Origin of the sequence: Nocardia sp. CA-136227, from assembly GCF_050955695.1 — a bacterium.
Lineage (GTDB): Bacteria > Actinomycetota > Actinomycetes > Mycobacteriales > Mycobacteriaceae > Nocardia.
This window is the reverse complement of the sequence record NZ_CP192081.1, coordinates 2,641,921-2,663,426: the sequence shown is the minus strand read 5'-3', so window position 1 is coordinate 2,663,426 and position 21,506 is coordinate 2,641,921. Positions and strand designations below refer to the sequence as shown.

Sequence of the window (21,506 nt, the reverse complement as noted above, 5' to 3'; positions counted from 1 at the left end):
TCCGGCCGGTGGCATACCGGTCCGACCGGATCGCCCGACTCGTACACGACCGGTTGGCCCGGAGCTCGCGCCGCTGGTCCGGCACTCGCCGAGCAGGCGGCGTCAGCGCACCACGGCGTGACAGATCTCGACCGGGTCGACGGTGTCCGCGATGCCGGCGGCGGCCGACTCGGCGGCGGTCTTGTAGGCGGGATCGTCCAGGATGCGTTTCACCGCGTCCCGCAGGGCCTCGGGGGTGAGCGGCCGCACGAACAGGGAACTGCCTTGGCGGGCCGCGCGATTGGCGAGCTCCCACTGGTCGCCGCCACCGGGAACGGTGACGATCGGGACGCCTGACAACAGGGTCTTGGCGAGCAGACCGTGTCCGCCACCGCCGATCACGACCGAGGCGTGCCGCAGCAGTTCGTCCTGACGACCCAAACCGGCTGTGGCCCAGGACGGGAGGTCGGTGGGCGGGGTGTCGAGGGTGGAGATGGCGACACGAACGCCCGCGCCCTCGAACGCCGCCAATGCGGCCTCCGCCAGACCGACCTGGCCGGTCTGAGCGGTCGAGGGGGCGACCATGACCAGCGGTTCGTCGCCGGGCGGCAGGTCGAGGATGTGAGAGGTGGGCTCCCACAGCAGGGGCCCGACCAGGTGGGCGTTCTCCGGCCAGTCCGGCCGCGGCACCTCCAGGGCGGGCAGCGTGCCGATCAGCCGGGCATCGGGCCCCGGATCCTCCGCGGGCAGGCCGATACTGGCCCGCGCCTGCTCACGCTGCACTTCTCCGCGTCGCACGGCGCGCGAGCTCAGCCCGCGCAGCACCGAGTCCCGGGCCCGACCGCGCAGCCCCTCTCCCGCCGCGAGGCCACTCCCGATGGGCGGCAACCCCTTCGACTGCAGGTACAGCGGATGCGGCGACAGTTCCACCCACGGCAGCCGCAACCGCTCCGCGGCCATCCCACCGCCGGCGGTGAGCACGTCCGACACCACGAGTTCGGGCAGCATGGCGCTCAGATCCGGCAGGATCTCGGTCGAGATATGCGCGGCCCGTTGATGAATCCGCGCCCCGGCGTCACTGTCGTCGTCCTCGGCCCGCGGCGCGAGGCCCTTGAGCCGTCGCACCCCGATCCCGGCGTCCCGGGCGGCGTCGAACCAGCGCGGGCTGGTGAACAGCACCGGCTCGTCCCCGGCCGCCAGCAATCGTTCACACAACGCAATCGCCGGAAACGCATGCCCCGGATCAGGCCCGGCCACCACCGCTACTCGCACGCAGCCAGGGTGCCACACCCGCCCGACAGTTCCGGAACCTCACCCGCATTCCGACCTCGCGCCGCCGGGCGGACGGCGGCATCCCAGCTCAGCCCGCGAAGCGGTACAGCTCGAAGCTGAGGGCTCGGGCGGCGGGGAAGCCCTCCTTGGGGCCGGTGGTCATCTCGATGACGGCGCGGGCCTGGGCTTCGACGGGTTCGGGGCTGAGGACCTCGAGGTAGCGACGGTGGGCGGTGAGGGATTCGACGGCAGCCTCGACGGTGTCGGTGACGTCGAGGCCGTGGCTACCGACGCCGACGCCGTAGACGGCGGCCCAGCGCGGGGACCAGGCGGGCAGGTCGGCGATGTCGGGGTGGATCCACTCGTTGCCCGCGTCGGAGACGGCGTCGAGGGCGGCACGGCCGACGGCGCGGTGGTCGGCGGAGTTGACGTAGCCGCGCGCCCAGGTGTCGCCGTAGTTGAACAGGAGCACCATTTCGGGGCGGTGGCGGCGGATGGCGGCGGCCAGGTCGCGCCGCAGGGCAAGGGATTCCTCGATGCGGCCGTCCGGGTAGCCGAGGAATTCGACCGAGCTGACGCCGACGATCTTGGCCGAGGCCCGCTCCTCGTCCTCGCGCAGCGGCCCCGCCTCGGCGGGCGACAGCCCCGCGATACCGGCCTCACCACTGCTGACCAGCACGTAGCGGATGTCCTTGCCCTGCCCGGTCCATCGTGCGACCGCCGCGGCGGCCCCGTACTCGATGTCGTCGGGATGCGCCACGATGACGATCCCCCGCTGCCAGTCCTCGGGAAGCTGCTCCATGCCTGTATTCAACTCCGGGCGCACCGGCCCGCGCCACCAGGGCACGAACTTCGCACCCCGGACCCGTATCGCGCCGCCCGCGCCGAGCCGGCAGCGGCGGATCACAGCATGCTGAGCACGCCCTCGAACGCCGCCTCGGCCGCTCCCAGCAGTTTGAGATCCGGTCCCAGACAAGACTTCTCGATCCGCACCCCGCCGAATGCCCGGCTGACCATGCTGCGCCGGTGCACCTCCTCGCGGACCCGCGCGATCGCCCCGTCGGGCAGCGCGGTGAACAGGTCGCCCAGCACCACCAGTTCGGGTCCGAGAATGTTCACGACATTGACCAGCCCGAGCGTCAGCCAGTCCAGGTACTCGTCGAGCTGGGATTCCCAATTCCCGCCCAGCGCACGCAGTTCGGCCACGATCGCGCCGCGCGGCCCGTGCTCGGGCATGCCCAGGGCCCGGCACAGCGCCGCCTCCCCCACCTCGCCCTCCCAGCAGCCCTCGTTGCCGCAGTAGCACTTTCGCCCGCCGGGTCGCACCGTCATGTGCCCGATCTCGCCCATGTACCCGGCCTGCCCGCGCAGCAGCGCGCCCTGGGCGATGAGCCCGCCGCCCACCCCGACATCGGCGGACACGAACACCGCGTCGGCGGCGGTGCGCCCGGCACCCCTGACATGCTCTGCGAGAGCGCCGAATTCGGCGTCGTTGCCGACCGTGACCGGCACGTCCAGCACCGCCCGCAGCCGCTGCCCGAGCGCCACCTCGCCCCAGCGCAGATTCGCGGCATGGTGCACCAGCCCGTCGGCGCGCCGCACCACCCCGGGCACGCACACCCCGGCCGCGACCGGCCGCAGTCCCAGATCCTCGGCCAGGATCGCCGAGGACTCCGCGACGTGGGTGATCACCTCGTCCGGTTCCCGTTGCCGCCCACGCAGATTCCAGCTGTTGCGGCCCATGATCTGCCCACCGAACCCGACCAGCGCGATCCCCACGTGCTCGACCTGCACGTCCACCGCCAGCACCACCGCCGCCTCGGGTTGCGGCAGCACCAGCAGCGACGGCCGTCCGGCCCCACGGGCCAGCCGCGGCACCTTCTCCTCCACCACGCCGTCCTCGGCGAGCCCGTCCACGAGCATCTTGATGGTGGATCGGTTGAGCCCGAGTTCGGCCGCGAGGGTCGCGCGGGTGGCGGGGCCTCCGGTGTGTAGCAGCCGCAGGAGGGTCGACCGGTTGAACCGGCGCACCTCGTCCGGACGGGCGACGGTCATGAACTCGGATATACCATCGCGCGGCTCACCGACCGGACATCGCCACGCGGCGTCTCGACAGCGCGTCGACGGAGGCGGCCAGCAGCAGCACCAGCCCGGTCACGATGGACACCACCGCCGCCGGTTGCCGCAGCAGGCCCAGCCCGTTCGACACCACCGCCAGCACCGCGCCGCCGATCACCGCGTCGGCGACCCGCCCGCGCCCCCCGAACAGCGACGTCCCGCCGATCACGGCCGCGCCGACCGCGAACAGCAGCGTATTGAGCCCGCCCGCTTGCGGATCCACCGAACCGACCTTCGAGGAGTAGACGATCGCCCCGACCGCCGCGCACGCGGAACTGATCACGAAGACGCTGGCCCGCAACTGGGTGACATTGATGCCCGCGCGCCGCGCCGCCTCGACATTGCCGCCGACCGCGTAGATGTGACGGCCGTAGGTGGTCCGCGTCAGCACGTAGGTTCCGGCGACCAGCAGCACCAGCACGATCGGAACCACGTACGGCACACCGGAAATGACGATCAGCGAGCTCGGCGACCGGTTGACGGTGAGCAGCGCCGTCACGACGACCGCGAAGATCACCAGCGCCGAAACCTTCACCACTACCAGCGCCGTCGGCCGCGTCACCAGCCCCCGCCGCCGGCGCAGCACGTGCCCGCCGAGCGTGACCACGGCGTACCCGCCCGCCGCCACCACGCACAGCGCCCAGCTGCCCACCGTCGACAGATTCCCGTTGGCCACCGCGTCGAGCACGTGCGAGGAACTGATCCCCAGCACCCCACCCTCACCGATGAGCTGCAGGATCACGCCCTGCCACGCCAGGAACAGCGCCAGCGTCACCACGAACGACGGCATCCCGATCTTGGCGATCAGGAACCCGGTGATGGACCCGATGGCCGCGCCCACGCATACCGCGAGCAGCATCTCCACCCACGGATTCGCGGACAGGCCCAGGACCGTCAGCAGAATCCCGAGCAGCGAGAACGCCACCCCCGGCCAGATCCGCAGCAGCCCCGCCAGGATCGCGGCCAGCGCCAGCATGGCGTTGAACACGAAGAACACCGTCGACCCCATGCCGGTCAACAGGTTCCCGTTCTCCACGTAGTGCATGGCCAGCACCGCGCCCGCCACCCCGGAGGCCGTGCCCGCCGACAGATCGATCTCGCCGATCAGCAGCACGAACACGATCCCGATGGCGATGATGGTCTGCCCCGCGCCCTGCGCCAGCAGGTTGGCGATGTTGTTGAGCGAGAAGAACACATCCGAGAGGGCCGAGAAGAATACGATCAACGCCACGAGGCCGAGAATCGCAGGCAGCGAACCGATCTCGCCGCCGCGCAGCCGAGCCACATAGTCGCTCAAAGCTTCTCGCACCGACAGTGTCGTGGTGTCGATTCCGAAGTCGGTGACGGCGGTCCCGGATTCGGCCGTCGCTTCGGGAACATTGGTCATGGCGGTGGATTCCTCGCTCACATCGCCACCGCTTCCGGACGCGCCAACCCGAGATCCCCCGAGCGCCCGGCGGTGATCAACTCCACCACCTGCCCGGTGGTGACATCGGCGGTCCGCACCTGCGCGGCCATCCGTCCCAGGTACAGCACCGCGATCCGATCCGCGACCTCGAAGACGTCGGCCAGGTTGTGGCTGATCAACATCACCCCGAGACCTTGTTCGGCCAGCCGCCGCACCAGATCCAGCACCTGCCGTGTCTGCGCGACGCCGAGCGCCGCGGTGGGTTCGTCGAGCAGCACCAGATTGCTGTTCCACAGCACGGCTTTGGCGATCGCCACGGTCTGGCGTTGCCCGCCGGAAAGTGCCGCGACCGGGGTGCGCACCGATTTCACGGTGCGCACCCCCAACGAGGCCAGGGTGCGCCGCGCCGCCTCCTCCATGCTCGCCTCGTCCAGCAGCCACGGCTTGCCGCGCTCCCGGCCGAGGAACATATTGGCCACGATGTCGAGATTGTCGGCCAGGGCCAGGTCCTGGTAGACGACCTCGATGCCGAGCGCCGCCGCGTCCTTGGCGCCACGCAGGTGAACGGGTTCGCCCCGGAATCGCACCTCGCCCGAATCGGCGGCGTGGATTCCGGCGACACATTTCACCAGCGTGGATTTGCCCGCGCCATTGTCACCGACGAGTGCGGTGACCTCGCCCGCCGGCACGGTGAGGTCCACGTCGTGCAGCACGTGCACCGGTCCGAAACTCTTGTTCAGGCCGGTGATCCGGAGCAGCGGCTCATTCATGCCGAATCCTCAGGCGATGCCGAGCGCGGAGCAGGCGGACTTCACGTCGCCGGAGCAGACGTCACCGGCCTTCACGAAGCCGGAGTCCACCACCTGCTTGACCTCGGTCTTGGTGATCGGTTGCGGTTGCAGCAGCACGGATTTCACGTCCCGCTTGCCCTTCGGGTCCTGGCTCACGGCCTGCGCCAGCGCGTCCGCGGCCGCCTTGTCACCCTTGGCCAGGGCGACGGCGAGTTTGGCCGCGTTCTCCGCCTCCTCCTTGATGGGCTTGAACACGGTCATGTACTGGTCCCCGCGCAACACCGCCTTGAGCCCGTCGACGGTGGCGTCCTGACCGGTCACCGGCACCTTGCCATTGAGGCCGTTCTTCTTCAGCACCGTGATCACCGCCCCCGCCAGGCCGTCGTTGGCGGCGACCACGCCGTCGACCTTGCCGCCATTGCCGGTGAGGATCTGCTCGAAGGTGGTGCCGCCCTTCTGGTTGTTCCAGTCGTCGATGGGCTGGCTGCGCACCAGTTTCAACGCGCCCGAATCGTAGAGCGGCTGCAGGGCTTTCTGCTGGCCCTGATGGAAGAGGGTGGCGTTGTTGTCGGTCGGGGCGCCTTCGATCTCGACGACCTGCGCGCCCGGCTTGTCCTTGAGTGCGGTCGCCAGCCCCTGACCTTGCAGCTCACCGACCTTCACATTGTCGAAGGACACGTAGTAGTCGGAGGATCCGCCGAGGTTGAGGCGGTCGTAGTCGATGGTCGGGATGCCCGCCTTCTTGGCCTTGGCCGCGACGGCGCTGCCGACCTCACTGTTGATGGCGGCGATCACCAGGACCTTGACGCCCTTGGAGATCATGCCGTCGGCGAGGGTGGTGAACTTCTGGACGTCGCCCTGCGCGTTCTGGACGTCGGCGTCGAATCCGGCCTGGTTCAAGGCATTTCGCAGCAGGGGCTTGTCGAAGGATTCCCAGCGGGCCGAAGTGGCCGTCTCGGGGAGGATGACACCGACCGTCCCGTTTCCCCCGCCACCGGCGGGAGCGTTGGACGTGGCGGTGTCGGTACTGGAATTGGATCCGCAGGCGGTGAGGGTGAGCAAGCCGGACAGAGCCAGCGCGGCGGCGGCGTAACCCCGTCGACGTCCGGACTTCTTCGGCGGGAGCGCGCTTTTCGTCCTCATCAGGGTGACCTTTCAGCAGCGGTCACTGGGTTGCGACCGCACACACGGCATATGTTGTGGGCAACAACATATGCCGTGCGCGGTCACGGAGGGGACGATTCGCCAAAACTGGCGAGGCCGATCAGGGCAGTAGAATGACCTTTCCACCGGCGTGGCCGTCCATCACGAAGGTATGCGCCGCAGCCACTTCCGCCAGCGGGAACGTCTTCGCGATGGCCAGATCCAGCTTGCCCGCCGACAGCAGCGGCAGCAGTTCACGCCAGGCATTGCCGCGGATCTCGGTGCCCGGATCGGCGCCGGGGCCCTGGCCCAGCACCTTGAAACCGTCGGTGGCCGCGCGGCCGAAGGCCACGATGCTCGCGATCCGGCCGCGGTCGGCGACCAGTTCGAGAGAGACGTCCACCGCCTCGTCGGTGCCGGCCGTGTCGATGGCGGCGTCGATTCCGTTGGGGGCCAAGGCCTTCACCCGATCGGCCAGACCGGGACCGTAGGCGACGGGTTCGACGCCATACGCCCGCAGCCGCTCGTGACGACTCGGCGAGGCGGTGCCGATCACCCGGGCGCCGCGCGCGACCGCCAGCTGGGCGGCCAGAGCGCCGACGCTGCCCGCCGCGCCGTGCACGAGCACGGTGTCACCGGGGCCGACGGCGGTGGCGGCGAGCAGATGCACCGCGGTGCCGCCGACACTGAGCACGCCCGCGGCCTGCTTCCAGTCCACGTCGGCGGGCTTGGGCACGACGCGGGAGGCGTTCGCGGTGACCGCGGTGGCGTATCCGCCGCCCACCGTCGCGATGACCTCGTCACCGACCTCGATCGGCCCGGCCGGGCCAACCGCGTCGGGGCCGATGGCGGTGACCACGCCGGCCACCTCGAGCCCCAGCCGGATCGGCAGCTTGCTCGGATCGGTGCCGAACGCACCGCTGTAGAGCTTGTAGTCGAAGGGATTCACCCCGGCGGCACGCACCGCGATGGTGACGTCGCCAGGCCCCGGGTCGGGCACATCGACGTCGATGAGCGACAAGACTTCCGGTCCACCGTAAGCGGTGGCAACGACAGCAGTAGCCATACGGCGATCATACGGAGAACGGACCGCCCGCCCGGGTCTCCCCGGGTAGACGGTCCGTTGTGGGCCGTACGGTCAGAACTTGCTCAGCGGCGACTTGTCCTTCGACCCCGACACCGCCTTGTACAGCAGGTACAGGCCGAAGATGACCGCGCTCACCATCAGGATGGGGAACAGGCTCTTGATCAGCGCGCCGAGAATCATGAAAGCGATCCAGACGAGGACGACGACGCCGAGAATCTTCCAGAACATTCCTTGCCTCCTAGTTTCCGAACCGCCGTCCGCGCGATCCGACACCATCCATACTGCGTCGGCCGGGCCAGAAAATCACCAGGTCAGCCGCGATATCCGGGACAGAATCAGGGTTCACCCCGAGGTCGTGCGACTGTCCAGGAGCGGTCGATCCGGCGTGCCGGACCCCGCGCTACCTGCGGTGCTGCCGGCCGAGGCCGCCGCGGGCGTCGCTGCCCCGGCAATCGCGCGCACGCGCGCCCGAAGCGCGACCCCGGGGTCCACAGATGCGGGAATGGGACGCGCCGCCGCGACATCGATGCGGGCGGCAGTGCGGGCATTGACGAGAGAGCCCCAGACCACACGGAGTTCTCGTCTCGGACGCGGGCAGTTCTCAGGGACGCGTGCGGAAACGCTGGTCGGCCAGCTCGGTGAGCGCCTGAGCCCACCCGTCGAGCCGATCGGCGGCATCGCGCAGCCCGACCATGGCCCAGCCGAGATCATCGGCCACCGCGGCGCTTTCGGGCACGGCCAGCACCCGGGCGGCCGCCTCGACCATGCCCTCGAATTCGACCACGCCACCGTCGAGACGGACCGACACGGCCCGAACATGCTCGCCCAGAGGCGAATTCGACCCCAGCGCACCGGCGGCCTGCTCCATGGCGACCACATCCTGCGCGAGGGCGTGCAGAGCGGCGGCACCCGACGCGGCGGTCTCGAGCGTGTCGTCGAGATCATCCGCCGGCAGTCGCCCGGACCGCGCGATCTGCGCGTGCAACCCGTGCAATGCCCGCTCCGCCCGCACCAACCGCGCGATCGAAGCCCGCGCCGCCGACCGGATCGGCGGCAACTTCCGCGGCACGAACGCCGCCTGCGGCAAGGGCTCCCGCCGCATGTCCAGATACCGCCGCGCCGTCACCGCGGTCCCGGTCACCAGCGCGACCGCGCCGCCGCCGACCACGACCACCGCCCACGCGGGCGCCGAGATCAACACCAGCCCAACGGTTCCGGCCGTCGTCAACCCGGAGGCGGTCCCGAGCCGGAAACTCCGCCGCCGAGCCCGTCGCCGCTTCCGCAGCTCCCGCTCCCGCGGATCGGCCCACTTCCGCACGGCCACCAACGCCTGCTCCCCCACACCCCGCAAGGTGTCCGGCAGCCGCTGCGCCAACTCCTCGGGCTCGAACCCGGTGGGCGCCAACACCTCCCGCACCGCTTCGGTGGCCCGCTCCCGCCGTGCCCGCTTCTTCGCACGCCGACCGGACGCTCGAACCTCGGGACCGGCCGACTGGTTGCGCGGGGCAGCGGCATCGATTGGCGCGCCGAATTGTCCAGTGGCTCCGGCCGGTACCGCGCCCGATGGCCGCGGTTCCGAGTTCGAGGGGGCAGGCTGCACGTCGCGTCCGATCGGACGCTTGCGGCTGCGCCACCCTGTCGATGCGGCCGTCGGCGGGACCTGCGGAACGGCGTGAGGCGCCGACCGGGGCGCGTGGGGCGGGGCTGTCGTCGACTGCATGGGATCGGATTGCGCAGGCGCGGTGGCGGCTCGGGCAGTGGAGTGGTCATTGAAGGGCGCGCCTGCTGAGGCAGCGGCCTGACCGACGGGGTTTGGTTCCGGCGCGTGGAAACCGGTTGGAGAGGGTGCAGAAGCCGTTCCGGGCCCGGAGGTTTCGGGTTGCGCGGGTGGCTGGGAGTTTGCGGGCGCACCGAACGGTGCGGGGAAGCCCGGGATGGGATCGGGGTTTTTCGTCCGGGTTCGGCGGAGAAAACGGGCAGGGGAGGTCGCGGGACTCTGGTCGGCCCGCGATCTCCCCATCGTGTACTACTTTCCGCGCAGCAGTTACTGCTGGGCGGCCTGGCCCTTGTTGAACGGCTGCGCCGCCGGCTGGGCGGGCTGGCCCTGCGGGATCTGCTGCTGGGCGCCGCCCGACGGCAGGGCGTCGCCGCGCATGGAGGCGCGGATCTGCTCGAGGCGGCTGTGGCCGGCCATCTGGATCGAGGCCTGCTGGACCTCCATCATGCGGCCCTGGACCGAGTTCTGGGCCAGCTCGGCCGAACCCAGGGCGTTGGCGTAGCGGCGCTCGATCTTCTCGCGCACCGCGTCCAGGCTCGGGGTGGTGCCGGGGGCCGACAGGGTGGAGTCCATCTGCTGCAGCGAGGCCGAGACCTGCTCCTGCATCTTGGCCTGCTCCAGCTGGGACAGCAGCTTGGTGCGCTCGGCGACCTTCTGCTGCAGCAGCATGGCGTTCTGCTCGACGGCCTTCTTGGCCTGGGCGGCGGCCTGCAGCGACTGGTCGTGCAGCACCTTCAGGTCTTCGACCGACTGCTCGGCCGTCACCAGCTGCGCGGCGAAAGCCTCTGCGGCATTGGTGTACTGGATCGCCTTCTCGGTGTCGCCCGCGCCGGTGGCCTGGTCGGCGAGCATAACCGCCTGGCGCGCATTGGCATTGAGCTTCTCGACCTCGTCCAGCTGACGATTGAGCTTCATCTCCAGCTGGCGCTGGTTGCCGATCACCGACGCGGCCTGCTGCGACAGGGCCTGATGCTGGCGCTGGGCTTCCTCGATGGCCTGCTGGATCTGAACCTTCGGATCCGCATGCTCTTCGATCTTCGAGTCGAAGAGGGCCATCAGGTACTTCCAGGCCTTCACGAACGGATTAGCCATCGATTGATCCCGCCTCCATATGACGTGCCGCGCCCCGTAGCGCGACAGTAGTGCGCGACCGTCGCGCACCCCTGTTGTCCCATATCTCCACTGTGCAACGGTCGTTCCAGAGATTTCGGCAACAGCACGACCTCTCCGGGACGAAGCCTACAGAGAATTTATCCCTTTCGGCCCCTCAGTACAGCGATCACTTGGCGGCGACCAGCACCAGACGATCCGACTTGGGGGCCGGAATCACGATGCGGGGGCCGAAAGTTCCGTCCGCGGCCATCGCCACGTCACCATCGCCACCCCGGACGGGCACCTTCGCGGCGGCCTTGTCGGCGTCGGCCATGGTGGAGCTCACATCGAACAGCACCTGCGCCAGCGGGACGTCCAGGGCCTGGCAGATGGCGGCGAGCAGCTCGCTCGACGCCTCCTTGCGACCCCGTTCGACCTCGGACAGGTACCCCAGGCTCACTCGCGCGGAGGTCGAGACCTCACGCAACGTCCGGCTCTGGGCGACCCGAGCGCGCCGCAGGCTTTCCCCGATGGCTTCTCGCAGCAGCGTCATCTCGTTCTCCTCACACTCGTCTCGCCGGACCCAGCGTTTGACTGGACAACGTCCGGCGTCGGCCGCGCGTTCCCGGTGTCGTCACTCGCCCCGAACCAAGCGGACGAGCTCGGTGACCGCGGCGCGTACCGCGCCCACCCTGATCGTCCACCGGTCTCCCGGCAACTTCAACCGAAGCACCTCGGTGGACTCCGGACCCGCTATACCAACAAATACCGTGCCAACCGGTCGGCCGTCCTGTGGTTCGGGTCCAGCGACTCCGGTGAGTCCGATTCCCCAGTCCGCTCCGCACCGCTCACGTGCGCCGACGGCGAGCTGCTCGGCGGTGCTCGCGGACACCGGACCATCCGAGGTCAGCGTGTCGGCACTCACGCCGGCGAGCGACGCTTTGAGGTCGGTGGCGTAGACGATCAGCCCACCCCGTAACACCGCGCTCGCGCCCGGAATTCCCGCGATGGTCGCGCTGAGCAGTCCGGCGGTCAGCGATTCCGCGGTGGCCACGGTCTGCTCGGCCGCGATCAGGGCGGCCACCAGATCGGCGGCGGGCGCGGAGGTGACCAGCGGGTCGGGCGGGATGGGACCGGCGGTCGCTACGCGCGACAGCAGGCCGTCGATGTCCGGCCGGACCTCACGCGGCACGACTGCCGCCCGGCGACCCGAACCACAGCCGGGCCGCTTGCACGACGTAATCGAGACCGGTGACCACCGTCAGCAGCACGGCCAGGTACATCAGGTCCATTCCGGCCGTGGCGAAGGAGCCCGACAGCGGCAGCAGCAGCACGCCGATGGCGACCGACTGGACCAGCGTCTTGAGCTTGCCACCGCGGCCCGCGGGAATCACCCCGCGCCGGACCACGGCCAGCCGCAGCAGGGTGACGCCCAGTTCGCGGGCCACGATCACCAGCGTGATCCACCAGGGCAGATCGTGCAGCATGGACAGCCCGATCAGCGCGGCCCCGATCAGCGCCTTGTCCGCGATCGGATCGGCCAGCTTGCCGAAGTCGGTGACCAGACCGTATTTGCGGGCCAGTTGCCCGTCGATGCGATCGGTGATGGCGGCGACGCCGAACGCGGCCGCCGCGACCCAGCGCCACTGCGGGTCGTGTCCGCCGCGTGCGAACAACGCCATCAGGAACAGCGGCACGATGAGAATGCGCAGGATCGTGAGCACATTGGCGATGTTCAGCAGCGGCACCGGCTTCGGCTCGACCAGCGTCTCCGCCCGGTGCGCGGCCAGGGCGTCCGGCCGGTCGGTCTGCGGACGAGCGGCGGGCGCGAAGCCCGGACTCACCGCGGGACGGGGGTCGGCCCAGCGCCCCTCGATCTCGTCACGCTGCACCGTCACCAGCGCCCCCACCGGCCGCGGGACCGGCCACGGTTTCCGGACCAGGCCGGGATGCGGGAGAGCTGGATGTGCGACACACCGACAAGCCTATCGGTACGCGGGCCGACTACTGTGCACCCCATGACAACACGGGCACCAGACAGCGGTTCGATCGGCGGGCAGGCGGCGGGAGCGCCGGTCGTCCGCCGAGCGCGAACCTCTGACGTGCCCGAGATCAAACACCTCATCGACATCTACGCCGGCCGCATCCTGCTCGAGAAGAACCTGGTCACTCTCTACGAGGCGGTGCAGGAGTTCTGGGTCGCCGAACGCGACGGGGTGATCCTCGGCTGCGGGGCGCTGCACGTGCTGTGGGCCGACCTCGGCGAGGTGCGCACGGTCGCGGTGCACCCCGACATCAAGGGCACCGGCGCGGGGCGGCTGATCGTGGAGCAGCTCATCGCGGTCGCGCGGGAGCTGGAATTGCGGCGGCTGTTCGTGCTCACCTTCGAGGTGGAGTTCTTCGCCCGGCACGGGTTCGCGGAGATCGAGGGCACTCCGGTGACGGCGGAGGTGTACGCCGAGATGTGCCGGTCCTACGACACCGGTGTCGCCGAATTCCTGGACCTGTCCTACGTCAAGCCGAACACGCTCGGGAATACCCGAATGCTGTTGACGCTCTGACTCTTCCGTATCCGTCACCGACTTCGATCAGGAGCGTGCCCATGGCCGTCTTCGCCGTCCACTACGTCTACTCCGAGGCCACCGTCCCGGCCCGCGACATCCACCGGCCCGAGCACCGGGCCTGGCTGAACGCACTCGTCGACGAGGGCACCGTGCTCACCAGCGGGCCCTACGCGGACGGGTCCGGGGCGCTCATCCTGGTCTCGGCCGAGGATCTGGCCGCGGTCACCAAGCTGTTCGAGGACGACCCGTTCAATCGGGAGGGCCTGCTCGAGGACAAGCGGATCACCGAATGGTTGCCGACCATGGGCGCGTTCGTTCCCTGAACCACGCACTGCGCCAGATGATCACGGCACTGGTCGCGATCATCAGCAGCGGATAGCAGCCCGCGTAGGTCGGCACGGTGAGGTACGCCCACCACACCGACCGGTCTGCGCGGGGCAGCATGAACAGGCCGATGCCGATCGGGTGCGGGGAGCCCTCCATGGGCGGACGGTCGGAAAAGGTCCACCACCAGCTGAATCCGATGAGGACGACGGCCGCGGGGGCCAGCATCGCCCAGCGGACGGTGGCGGTGCGCGCGTAATGCCAGGTCAGAATCGCCAACGGCATGAACCACACCCAGTGGTGTCCCCAGGAGAACGGGGAGACGCAGGCGGCGGTCATACCTGTCACCGTGACGGCAAGTAGCTCACGGTTCGCGCGGTGGGCCAGGACGGCGGCGAGCAGGCCGAGGACCGCGACCGGCAGCACCACGAGCACCCAGAGCCAGGCTGGGGGCTCGAACACCGTCGCGCCGAACGGGCTCGACGTGAAGCGCTCGATGTCGAAGAAGCGCAGCAGCTGCGCGAGAAAGCCGTTCAGGGACTGGTTGGCCGGGGAATCGACCGCGCCGACACGCTCGGGGGCGGCGATCTGGCGACTCCAGTAGGACCAGGCCTCGTGCGGCCGTAGAAGGAAGCCGATCGCGACGGTCGCGGCGAACGCCCCCGACGCGACGCCCAGGGCCCGCCATTGACGGGTGCAGGCGAGGTAGACCATGAAGAAGATCGGCGTCAGTTTGATCCCGGCCGCGAGCCCGATGCCCGCGCCGCGCAGCGATGCCGCGCGCGGTCTCGTGAGGTCCCAGACGACCAGCAATGCCAGGAAGATGTTGATCTGGCCCAGCCAGATGGTCGTGCGCACCGGTTCCAGCACCGTGCACACCACCGCGAGCGGGAGCGCGAACATCCACGTGCGCAGCGTGTTCCGGTATCCCACGGCGATCAGGCAGCGCCCGGCGAGGGCGATGAGAGCCGCGAGGGTGGCCGTCCACCAGAGGGCTTTGACCGTGACGAGGGAGAACAGCGTGAGCGGCACGAAGGCCAGGGCCGCGAACGGGGTGTAGGTGAACTCCATGCCGAACACCACCGGACCGTCGTAGAGGCCCGATCGCGCGCGGATCACCGCACCGCCGGCCTGATAGACGTCCAGATCGACGCCATTGTTGAACAGTCCGTAGTAGGGATCATCGATCGGCAGTGCGTATATGTGCCACACGATCGCGGCCGCCGCGAGCAGCAAGCCGATGATCAGCATCCGGTCGGTCACTTCGGGCTCGGCGCGCGGGTTCCGCACCCTGGCGACAAACTCTTTAGCCCCCGCAACCATTAATCCACAATAACCCGACAATCAGGACACCGGGTGCAATCACTTGCGACACAACAGGTTTCACATCACCCCGGATGCACATGACCGACCGAGCCCCGGACCGGTCTGCGTCGGTTCGGGGCCCGCTCGGGGGTAATCGCCCATGGTGATCGCTCAGCATGTTTGACAAAACAGGACAGTACCGGCCGCGACACGCCCCGAAACGGACGTGTGAGCCGCGACACACGCCCTGGCCAGTGGTCCCACGCGGTTGTGGGTGTTGCCGGTCGGCTCAACTCCACACGAGGCGCGTACACCTGAGCCCGAATATAGTGGGCCACTGCCTATTTCGCGGCACGACAAAGACAATTACATTCCGATCGAGCGAATCATCTTGCGCCGGAGCCGAACCGGAGCCACGCCGGATTCGAAGCGCTCCCGCTATTGCTTCCGCGCCCAGCGGGCGAACTGGAATCCATCGGTATCGAAGATGATGTGCTGGCAGTCCATCCGCAGCTGAGCCGGACGCTCGGTATGGGTGATGCGGCGGGCATCGCCGCAGACCACGGTGGGTGCGGTGGTGACGCAGAGTTCGTCGAGCACGTCGTCGGCCGCCAGCTGGCCCGCCAGGCTCGGGCCGCCCTCGCACAGGATGCGGCGCATGCCCAGGCCGACGAGGGTGTCCATGATGGCGGGGGTCTCGACGCGATCCGGGCCCAGCTCGACGACCTGTGCGCCCGCGGCGGCCAGATCGCGCTTGGCGGCGGCCGGCGCGGCGGCGGTGGTCAGGATGATCGGCGGGACGATCGTATCGGTGAGCAGCCGCGAGCCCGGGTCGATGTCGGCGCGGCCGGTGACCACCGCGAGCGGCGGAATCGGTTCCAGGCCCAGCGTTTTGCGGCGCTGCTGCCCGGATTCCGAGATCCGGATGCCCCGGTAGTCCTCGATCCGGATGGTGGCGGCCCCGACCAGGACGACATCGGCGAGGCTGCGCAGCAGTTTCAGAATGCGCTGATCCAGGGGGCTGGTCAGGCCGCTGGAGGAGCCGTCGGTGCTGATCGCGCCGTCCACGGAAGCCACGAAGTTCGCGCGGACCTGCGGCTCGGTGGTGTCCGGGTAGGCGTAGAGGTCGGCGAGGTCGTCGTCGGTGAGGCCGGTGGCGCCGACGATGTCGGGGATCCCTGCCGCCGAGGTTCCGCTGGTTGTCATCGGACGCCCTTTCCTTCTCGATCCACGGTGAGCCCTGCTCGATCCGTGCCGAGCAGAGCCAGGAACAGCCGGGTGGCGACCGATTCGTACGGTTCGGTCATCGGGTCGCCGTAGGCGGTCGCGCCGGGCATGGCCGCGGCCCGCCGTCGCGCGGCGGTGGCCAGTGCGCCCATGATGCCCGCCGAACGCTGGATCGCCGACTTCTTCGCCCAGGCGAGTCCCCGCGCCGCGTCGGGCAGCAGGGCCTCGCAGGCCAGGCGCAGGCACAGCTTGTCGGCCGGTTCTCCGTCGTGTTCACCGAAAAGCGCTGTCGGGGCGAAGGTCTCGGCGACCTCCCACATTCGGACGGTTTGGAAGACGTGTACGAACCGGTCGGCGTACTCCCCCATGATCCGCGGATAGAAGTCCGGCACCAGGCGCGCGTGGACGAAGTTGTTCGCCGATTCCTTGCGGATGGTGCGGTCGAGTTCCTCGACGGCCTCGGGCGAGCCGATCGGGTGCCGCAGTTGCTTGCCGCCCGCGACGATCGCGTCGGCGCCACTGCCGGTGAGGATCGGGCCGACCGCGCCGAGGCGGTCCAGGGCGGGCAGGGCGGCGAGCAGCGGGACGGCGTAGGTGACCTCCCACAGCTCCTGGACGCCGAGGCGGTCGATCGCGTGCGCGGCCAGGTCGACGACGGCGGGCTCGTCGATCTCGACGACCTCGTGGGTGAGACCGAGCGCCCGCGCCGCGGCTTCCGCGTTCTCCCGGTCCGTACCGCCCTCGGAGACAATGGTGATCGAGTGCGGGCGCGCACCGGCCGCGACGGCGGCGGCCGCGACCAGGATCGAGTCGACTCCGCCCGACAGCAGCACCACCGGATCGGCGGTCGCGGCGTCGAGCACGGCCCGCAGCCGATCCCGCAACTCCTGCCCGATCAGTTCGGCCGCCACCACGGGGTCGGTGACCTGCCGCAATCCCGGATCGGGTGCGGCGATATCGCGCAGGTCGGCGACGAACTGCATGGTCTCGCCGGTCTGGTCGGCGCGGACCCGCTCGTTGCGAGCAGTCGTCATGGGTTCGATACTCCTTCGCCGCGGATCACGCAGTCGAACCTACAACACCCGGCCTTTCGGAAATTCCAGCCGTGACGGGGCAAATCGGGCACGCCGGACGGGTTTCGGCCTCGAATAGGAAGCGTGGCGGCCCGTGATCATGTCCGGGCCGCCGGCGTTTCGAATTCACCCGTGCGCAGCGTGAATCCGTCCGCGCACCTCCCCGAAAGGATGAGCAGCGTCATGTCCGCCCGCGCCGTTCTCGTGATCGTGATTCACCTGATTCTCGCCGCAGTCATGGCCACCCCCGCCTCCGCCGAGCCACTACGCCCGGGCCGGTATCGCATCTTCCTGGAGGCGCAACCGGCCTACACGCTGCGCCCGGCGGTGACGGCCCCCACCGGCGCGAAGGCGATCGTCGACGACGGCGCGGACGTGAATCGCTGGGAGACGGTGCTGATCACCTACAAACCCGCGGGTCCGCTGTACCAGCTGCTCAATTCCTCGACCCGGTTGTGTCTGCAACCGGTCAAGCTCGATCCGGTCACCTACTCCGTGGGGCAGGCCGTGTGCGGGGTCGCCGACACGGGCCTGTGGTACGTGAGCGAGACCGCGGGCAATCATCGCGTCAGCCTGGCGTCCGACCCCAGTCTGACCCTTTACGGCGAGACCGCGTCGGCGGTGCCGATCGCGCTGCTCGGTCACGTCAGCGACGAACCGCGTGCCCGCTGGGTATTCAAGCGGCTCTAGCCGCGATCGCCCTTGGTTTCGGGCGCGTCGCCGGATCCGATGCGGCGTGGTTTGGCGATGGGCCGCATGCCGGTGGCCGGGGCATCCTCACCGGCTCGGCGCCGGCGCGCCGCGTTGAAGTCGATGACACTGCCGTCGCCACGGCCCGCCTCGGGGGCGGGCGCGGGGTGCTGGGCGCGGCCCGGATCGATCGGCAGCCAGCCCGTCTCACCCTGCAGTTCCGCGCGCGTCACCGGCCGGGTAGGCGCGGGATCGTAGGCGGAGCCGCCCGCCGGATTCCAGGGCATGGACGGCGGGCCGGGGGCCGGATCGGTGGTGCGCCGCGGGCGACGCGGCAGGCGGGTCAGATTCGAATCGTCCTTTTCGGGCGTGGCAGCCTCGCCTGCCCGCATGGCTTCCAGCTTCGCGCGCAGCCGTTCCACGGCATCGAACCGGTTCGCGCCGGGCCCCGGCAGGGATCCCCGCCCCGGCACTTCCTGGTCCGACATCGAACTATCCTCCGACGGGTGCCACGACACCCGCCGGCGCCCCGTGCTGATCTTTGATCGTCTTTATCACGTCACTCACGTCTGCATTCTCCCATTCGTGATAAATCAACGATAGCTGGGCGGATGGCGAGGTGAGGAAGCCCGCCCGGCCAGTTCGATACTTTCGATCAGCGGCGCACCACCCGCCGGGTCAGCGCAGTCCCGCGAAGAGATCGGTTTCCTGGCCGGCCTCCACCGTGAGCTTGGAGGTACGGCGCACGAAACTCTCGGTCCCGAAGAACGACTGCTGCATCTCCGCGGGCAATCGCAGCAACGGCACGCTGTCGGCCTGGCTGGCATGTGCTTCGAGCGCTTTGATCTTCCGTGAGACATACGGCGCGACATCCACGATCGTAGTGATCTCATCGATGGGCGTGCCGAAGTCCGCCGGCGGATCGAAATCGATCATCCCCTGCGCCCGCATGACCTTGAACCGCTCGAGCGAGGGCTCCCGCGGAATCGCGGTGTAGTACAGCTTGTCCGGGATCCCGGTCGAAGCTACCGCCGTCACGGTGATCCGATTGGCCTGAATGTGATCGGGATGCCCGTAATTCCCGTTCTCGTCGTACGTCACCACCACCTGTGGCCGGTACTGCCGCATCAGGTCCGCCAGTCGCGCCGCCGCCTGATCGACCGGCGTATTCCAGAACGCCTCCGGATGCTGGTTCCCATCCCACCCGACCATCCCGGAGTCCCGATACCCCAACAACTCGACATGCTCGATCCCCAGCAGCGCCGCCGACTCTCGAAGCTCCGAAAGCCGCTGCACCCGAACAGCATCCGGATCGTGCCCCGCCTCGCCCGGCTTGATTCCCCCGGGCGCATCCCCCTGCTCCCCATTGGTGCAGGTCACCAGCACCGTCCGGATCCCCTCGGCGGCATAGTGCGCGAGCACCCCACCCGTCCCGATGACCTCATCGTCGGGATGGGCGTGCACGGCCATGATCGTCAGCTGCTCGGTCATGAGTCCTCGTCTGTATCCGCACGGCGCTTCCGTGCTCATCCTCGAATGAACACCACGGCCTGTCCCCGGATTCCGACCGGCACGGAATCGTTCATCCTGCCGCCGGCACGACAGCGGTCCGGCCCGGGCATCTCGACTCGGAGCCGGCCCATGGAATCAGACTGGCCGGCATGTGATTCCGGTCATGATTCAGGATGAGTCTTGACCTGTCCGAATCGAGATGATTCGATCTGAATCATCATGGACCGACAGAATCAGCCGACACGGGGCGCGACCGAGGGCGCGGCGACAGCCGCGAATTCGGTTGTGCGCCAGTCGCATCCGCGCCAGCAGTTGGGCGCGGAGCTGCGTCGGTTGCGGGACCTGGCCGGGATCTCCGGGCGGGAGCTGGCGAAGCGGGTCGGGATCAGTCAGTCGACGTTGTCGCGGATCGAGGCGGGGACCGTGGTTCCTCCGCTACCGCAGGTGCTCGGCTGGGCCGAAGCGGTTGGGGCGGAGGAGGATTCTCGGCAGTCGCTGCGTTCGCTCACCGAGGCGGCGCACACGCCCGAGGTGGAGGAGTGGGCGGGCGCGCTCGCGAACCGTCCGCATCTGCAGGACGACGTGCAGGCCTTCGAGCGGGACGCGCAGGTGGTGCGGAACTTCCAGCCCGCGCTGGTGCCGGGCCTGCTGCAGACCGCGGACTACGCGCGCCGAGTGTTCGACACCTTCGACCCGCCCTACGCGCCCGAGGCGGCGGCGGCCGCGCTGGCCGCGCGCCTGGATCGGCAGCAGGTGTTGTACGACCCCGCGAAGCGGTTCGAATTCCTGATCACCGAAGCGGCCCTGCGTTTTCGGCCGGGACCGCATCGGGTGCTGCTGGCCCAGCTGGACCGGATCATCTCGATCGAGACCCTCGATACGGTCACCATCGGGGTGATTCCGCAGGATATCGAGGCGAGCACCACGATTCCGCACGGGTTCGTCATCTACGAGAACGAGGACCATGCGGTCGCTTCCGCGGAGCCGATCCCGGGCAGCATGGTCACTCGCGGACCCGAACTCGTCGACGCCCATCGCCGCCGCTGGGACGCGCTGGCTCGAATGGCCTTGTTCGACAACGATGCCCGCGAATTTCTCGCGGCGATTCGCGATGAAATCCACCGCATCGCAACCCAATGACCATTTTCCAGCGGCCGTCGAGGGGTCGGCCGCACGTGGGGGTGGTGGTGTCGCAGCGAATTCGCTGCGACACCACCAACACGTCACTCGCCGAAATCGAATTCTCCGGCGCGCACACCCGAGGTGAACGCGCGCCATTCGGATTTCGTGAACCACAAAGTCGGGCTGTGCCGATCCTTGGAATCACGCACCGCGATCTGATCTTCGTGGAATGCGACCTCGACGCAATCGCCGCCACCGTAACTGAAACTGCTCTTGGCGAACCTCGGACCCCGACGTTCCCCGTGAACCACATTGCGGTTCATGACATTCATTCCTTCCCCCCGGAGGGCCACTCCCCATGACCCTGCACGCGAATCGCTGACGCCGAACACAGTGCTATCCGAACCACCTGCCACGCAACTGAATTCATCCGGACCTCCGGCCCGGCGCATCGAAATGCTCATACACGCAACCTTACGGCGACCCACCGACAGATTCTGATGCCTCCACGCACCCCCAACCTTGTCCGCCGCTGGTCAGGCTCGCTGCGCCGACCCGAGGCACGTCAGCGTCAATAATTCGGTTTACCACCAGGATTCGCGCTGCTACCGTCATCTCAACAATCACGACGCGACCGTAGAGGAGGGCACCGGAATGGCACGACAGCCACTGATTCACCAGCAGAGCTGGACCACCCGCCGCGCCCAGCTCCGGCGCGCACCCCGCGTATCCGCTCTCCGCCGGATCCGCAGCAACGCCTGAGTTCTTCCACCCATTCAGGCCACTCCGAGTAAACCCCTCTTTCCACACCCCGCGCACCTCAGCGCAGAGCAGATGTCAACGCCGACATCCGCGCGGGGCCACGTGTCCGTAGCTCAGCGGAAAGAGCACCTGATTACGAATCAGGCGGCCGGAGGTTCGAATCCTCCCGGGCACACCAACTCTCGATGAAGCGTGGTGTAACGGCAGCATGACGGACCCTGACTCCGCCGATCCAGGTTCGAATCCTGGCGCTTCAGCTC

23 protein-coding genes and 2 tRNA genes are annotated in these 21,506 nt (G+C 68.9%); 6 read left to right on the top strand and 19 right to left on the bottom strand.

The features are described from left to right. Positions 1 to 102: 102 nt before the first annotated feature. From ACQP06_RS12195 to pgsA, 13 genes are all read right to left on the bottom strand, one after another. Positions 103 to 1,251 (bottom strand): glycosyltransferase, encoded by a 1,149-nt coding sequence (locus ACQP06_RS12195; RefSeq protein WP_433672324.1) that lies wholly within the window; start codon positions 1,249 to 1,251, stop codon positions 103 to 105. 88 nt (positions 1,252 to 1,339) lie between these two features. Next, positions 1,340 to 2,053 carry a PIG-L deacetylase family protein gene (locus tag ACQP06_RS12190; protein ID WP_433672323.1) on the bottom strand — a complete coding sequence of 238 codons (714 nt, stop codon included), beginning with the start codon at positions 2,051 to 2,053 and terminating at the stop codon, positions 1,340 to 1,342. Positions 2,054 to 2,154: 101 nt separating this feature from the next. Then, positions 2,155 to 3,306, bottom strand: coding sequence for an ROK family protein (locus ACQP06_RS12185; protein ID WP_433672322.1), 1,152 nt, complete (start codon positions 3,304 to 3,306; stop codon positions 2,155 to 2,157). Between the two features lie 25 nt (positions 3,307 to 3,331). Beyond that, positions 3,332 to 4,777 carry a sugar ABC transporter permease gene (locus ACQP06_RS12180; RefSeq protein WP_433672321.1) on the bottom strand — a complete coding sequence of 482 codons (1,446 nt, stop codon included), beginning with the start codon at positions 4,775 to 4,777 and terminating at the stop codon, positions 3,332 to 3,334. Beyond that, positions 4,774 to 5,547 (bottom strand): ATP-binding cassette domain-containing protein, encoded by a 774-nt coding sequence (locus ACQP06_RS12175; RefSeq protein WP_433672320.1) that lies wholly within the window; start codon positions 5,545 to 5,547, stop codon positions 4,774 to 4,776. Before ACQP06_RS12175 ends, ACQP06_RS12180 begins: the two co-directional genes overlap by 4 nt. A 9-nt stretch (positions 5,548 to 5,556) precedes the next feature. Beyond that, positions 5,557 to 6,711 carry a sugar ABC transporter substrate-binding protein gene (locus tag ACQP06_RS12170; protein WP_433672319.1) on the bottom strand — a complete coding sequence of 385 codons (1,155 nt, stop codon included), beginning with the start codon at positions 6,709 to 6,711 and terminating at the stop codon, positions 5,557 to 5,559. Positions 6,712 to 6,832: 121 nt separating this feature from the next. After that, entirely contained in the window at positions 6,833 to 7,777 is a 945-nt protein-coding gene (locus ACQP06_RS12165) for an NADP-dependent oxidoreductase (protein ID WP_433672318.1), read from the bottom strand. Between the two features lie 72 nt (positions 7,778 to 7,849). Beyond that, positions 7,850 to 8,026, bottom strand: coding sequence for a hypothetical protein (locus ACQP06_RS12160; protein ID WP_357096697.1), 177 nt, complete (start codon positions 8,024 to 8,026; stop codon positions 7,850 to 7,852). A 373-nt stretch (positions 8,027 to 8,399) separates the two neighbouring features. After that, entirely contained in the window at positions 8,400 to 9,206 is an 807-nt protein-coding gene (pspM, locus tag ACQP06_RS12155; protein ID WP_433672317.1) for a phage shock envelope stress response protein PspM, read from the bottom strand. Positions 9,207 to 9,842: 636 nt separating this feature from the next. Then, complete coding sequence (gene pspA / locus ACQP06_RS12150; protein WP_357096702.1) at positions 9,843 to 10,667, bottom strand: phage shock protein PspA; 825 nt, start codon at positions 10,665 to 10,667, stop codon at positions 9,843 to 9,845. A 187-nt stretch (positions 10,668 to 10,854) separates the two neighbouring features. After that, a complete protein-coding gene (locus tag ACQP06_RS12145; protein ID WP_213556733.1) occupies positions 10,855 to 11,220 on the bottom strand; it encodes a helix-turn-helix domain-containing protein in 366 nt (121 codons plus the stop codon). A gap of 81 nt (positions 11,221 to 11,301) precedes the next feature. After that, positions 11,302 to 11,796, bottom strand: a complete 495-nt coding sequence (locus ACQP06_RS12140; protein WP_433673297.1) for a CinA family protein — start codon at positions 11,794 to 11,796, stop codon at positions 11,302 to 11,304. Between the two features lie 52 nt (positions 11,797 to 11,848). Further along, positions 11,849 to 12,511, bottom strand: a complete 663-nt coding sequence (pgsA, locus tag ACQP06_RS12135) for a CDP-diacylglycerol--glycerol-3-phosphate 3-phosphatidyltransferase (RefSeq protein WP_433673296.1) — start codon at positions 12,509 to 12,511, stop codon at positions 11,849 to 11,851. Positions 12,512 to 12,685: 174 nt separating this feature from the next. Here pgsA and ACQP06_RS12130 point away from each other — a divergent pair, with 174 nt between their 5' ends. Both ACQP06_RS12130 and ACQP06_RS12125 read left to right on the top strand, forming a co-directional pair. Then, positions 12,686 to 13,228, top strand: coding sequence for an amino-acid N-acetyltransferase (locus tag ACQP06_RS12130; RefSeq protein ID WP_357096706.1), 543 nt, complete (start codon positions 12,686 to 12,688; stop codon positions 13,226 to 13,228). 41 nt (positions 13,229 to 13,269) lie between these two features. Continuing rightward, positions 13,270 to 13,554, top strand: a complete 285-nt coding sequence (locus ACQP06_RS12125) for a YciI family protein (RefSeq protein WP_404205266.1) — start codon at positions 13,270 to 13,272, stop codon at positions 13,552 to 13,554. Here the strand turns inward: ACQP06_RS12125 and ACQP06_RS12120 are convergent. The 3 genes from ACQP06_RS12120 to ACQP06_RS12110 form a co-directional block, all read right to left on the bottom strand. Then, positions 13,514 to 14,845, bottom strand: coding sequence for a glycosyltransferase 87 family protein (locus tag ACQP06_RS12120; RefSeq protein ID WP_433672316.1), 1,332 nt, complete (start codon positions 14,843 to 14,845; stop codon positions 13,514 to 13,516). The two genes, ACQP06_RS12125 and ACQP06_RS12120, sit on opposite strands and share 41 nt — an antisense overlap. A gap of 453 nt (positions 14,846 to 15,298) precedes the next feature. Then, a complete protein-coding gene (locus ACQP06_RS12115) occupies positions 15,299 to 16,066 on the bottom strand; it encodes a pyrimidine reductase family protein (RefSeq protein WP_433672315.1) in 768 nt (255 codons plus the stop codon). Then, entirely contained in the window at positions 16,063 to 17,121 is a 1,059-nt protein-coding gene (locus ACQP06_RS12110) for an asparagine synthase-related protein (RefSeq protein WP_433672314.1), read from the bottom strand. Before ACQP06_RS12110 ends, ACQP06_RS12115 begins: the two co-directional genes overlap by 4 nt. Positions 17,122 to 17,292: 171 nt before the next feature. Between ACQP06_RS12110 and ACQP06_RS12105 the strand changes: the two genes are divergently transcribed. Further along, entirely contained in the window at positions 17,293 to 17,850 is a 558-nt protein-coding gene (locus ACQP06_RS12105) for a hypothetical protein (protein ID WP_433672313.1), read from the top strand. Here the strand turns inward: ACQP06_RS12105 and ACQP06_RS12100 are convergent. Further along, on the bottom strand, positions 17,847 to 18,338 hold the full coding sequence (locus tag ACQP06_RS12100) for a hypothetical protein (protein WP_433672312.1): 492 nt from the start codon (positions 18,336 to 18,338) through the stop codon (positions 17,847 to 17,849). The two genes, ACQP06_RS12105 and ACQP06_RS12100, sit on opposite strands and share 4 nt — an antisense overlap. Positions 18,339 to 18,528: 190 nt before the next feature. Further along, entirely contained in the window at positions 18,529 to 19,341 is an 813-nt protein-coding gene (locus ACQP06_RS12095; RefSeq protein ID WP_433672311.1) for a PIG-L family deacetylase, read from the bottom strand. 240 nt (positions 19,342 to 19,581) lie between these two features. Between ACQP06_RS12095 and ACQP06_RS12090 the strand changes: the two genes are divergently transcribed. Next, a complete protein-coding gene (locus ACQP06_RS12090) occupies positions 19,582 to 20,502 on the top strand; it encodes a helix-turn-helix domain-containing protein (protein WP_433672310.1) in 921 nt (306 codons plus the stop codon). 83 nt (positions 20,503 to 20,585) lie between these two features. Here ACQP06_RS12090 and ACQP06_RS12085 read toward each other — a convergent pair whose 3' ends face one another. Further along, the gene (locus ACQP06_RS12085) at positions 20,586 to 20,948 is read right to left on the bottom strand and encodes a DUF397 domain-containing protein (protein WP_433672309.1); all 363 of its coding nucleotides are present in this window, start codon (positions 20,946 to 20,948) and stop codon (positions 20,586 to 20,588) included. Positions 20,949 to 21,348: 400 nt separating this feature from the next. Here ACQP06_RS12085 and ACQP06_RS12080 point away from each other — a divergent pair. Both ACQP06_RS12080 and ACQP06_RS12075 read left to right on the top strand, forming a co-directional pair. Continuing rightward, positions 21,349 to 21,424: transfer RNA gene (locus ACQP06_RS12080), tRNA-Arg, on the top strand. Positions 21,425 to 21,432: 8 nt separating this feature from the next. After that, positions 21,433 to 21,503, top strand: a tRNA-Gln gene (locus ACQP06_RS12075). The last annotated feature ends 3 nt before the right edge of the window (positions 21,504 to 21,506 follow it).

What these genes read in the sequence shown, in the direction of transcription:
- ACQP06_RS12190 (WP_433672323.1), bottom strand. Translation starts at nt 2,053, where the DNA reads ATGGAGCAGCTTCCCGAGGACTGGCAGCGGGGGATCGTCATCGTGGCG.
- ACQP06_RS12185 (WP_433672322.1), bottom strand. Translation starts at nt 3,306, where the DNA reads ATGACCGTCGCCCGTCCGGACGAGGTGCGCCGGTTCAACCGGTCGACC.
- ACQP06_RS12175 (WP_433672320.1), bottom strand. Translation starts at nt 5,547, where the DNA reads ATGAATGAGCCGCTGCTCCGGATCACCGGCCTGAACAAGAGTTTCGGA.
- ACQP06_RS12170 (WP_433672319.1), bottom strand. Translation starts at nt 6,711, where the DNA reads ATGAGGACGAAAAGCGCGCTCCCGCCGAAGAAGTCCGGACGTCGACGG.
- ACQP06_RS12165 (WP_433672318.1), bottom strand. Translation starts at nt 7,777, where the DNA reads ATGGCTACTGCTGTCGTTGCCACCGCTTACGGTGGACCGGAAGTCTTG.
- ACQP06_RS12160 (WP_357096697.1), bottom strand. Translation starts at nt 8,026, where the DNA reads ATGTTCTGGAAGATTCTCGGCGTCGTCGTCCTCGTCTGGATCGCTTTC.
- pspA (WP_357096702.1), bottom strand. Translation starts at nt 10,667, where the DNA reads ATGGCTAATCCGTTCGTGAAGGCCTGGAAGTACCTGATGGCCCTCTTC.
- ACQP06_RS12145 (WP_213556733.1), bottom strand. Translation starts at nt 11,220, where the DNA reads ATGACGCTGCTGCGAGAAGCCATCGGGGAAAGCCTGCGGCGCGCTCGG.
- ACQP06_RS12130 (WP_357096706.1), top strand. Translation starts at nt 12,686, where the DNA reads ATGACAACACGGGCACCAGACAGCGGTTCGATCGGCGGGCAGGCGGCG.
- ACQP06_RS12125 (WP_404205266.1), top strand. Translation starts at nt 13,270, where the DNA reads ATGGCCGTCTTCGCCGTCCACTACGTCTACTCCGAGGCCACCGTCCCG.
- ACQP06_RS12115 (WP_433672315.1), bottom strand. Translation starts at nt 16,066, where the DNA reads ATGACAACCAGCGGAACCTCGGCGGCAGGGATCCCCGACATCGTCGGC.
- ACQP06_RS12110 (WP_433672314.1), bottom strand. Translation starts at nt 17,121, where the DNA reads ATGACGACTGCTCGCAACGAGCGGGTCCGCGCCGACCAGACCGGCGAG.
- ACQP06_RS12100 (WP_433672312.1), bottom strand. Translation starts at nt 18,338, where the DNA reads ATGTCGGACCAGGAAGTGCCGGGGCGGGGATCCCTGCCGGGGCCCGGC.
- ACQP06_RS12095 (WP_433672311.1), bottom strand. Translation starts at nt 19,341, where the DNA reads ATGACCGAGCAGCTGACGATCATGGCCGTGCACGCCCATCCCGACGAT.
- ACQP06_RS12090 (WP_433672310.1), top strand. Translation starts at nt 19,582, where the DNA reads ATGGACCGACAGAATCAGCCGACACGGGGCGCGACCGAGGGCGCGGCG.
- ACQP06_RS12085 (WP_433672309.1), bottom strand. Translation starts at nt 20,948, where the DNA reads ATGAGCATTTCGATGCGCCGGGCCGGAGGTCCGGATGAATTCAGTTGC.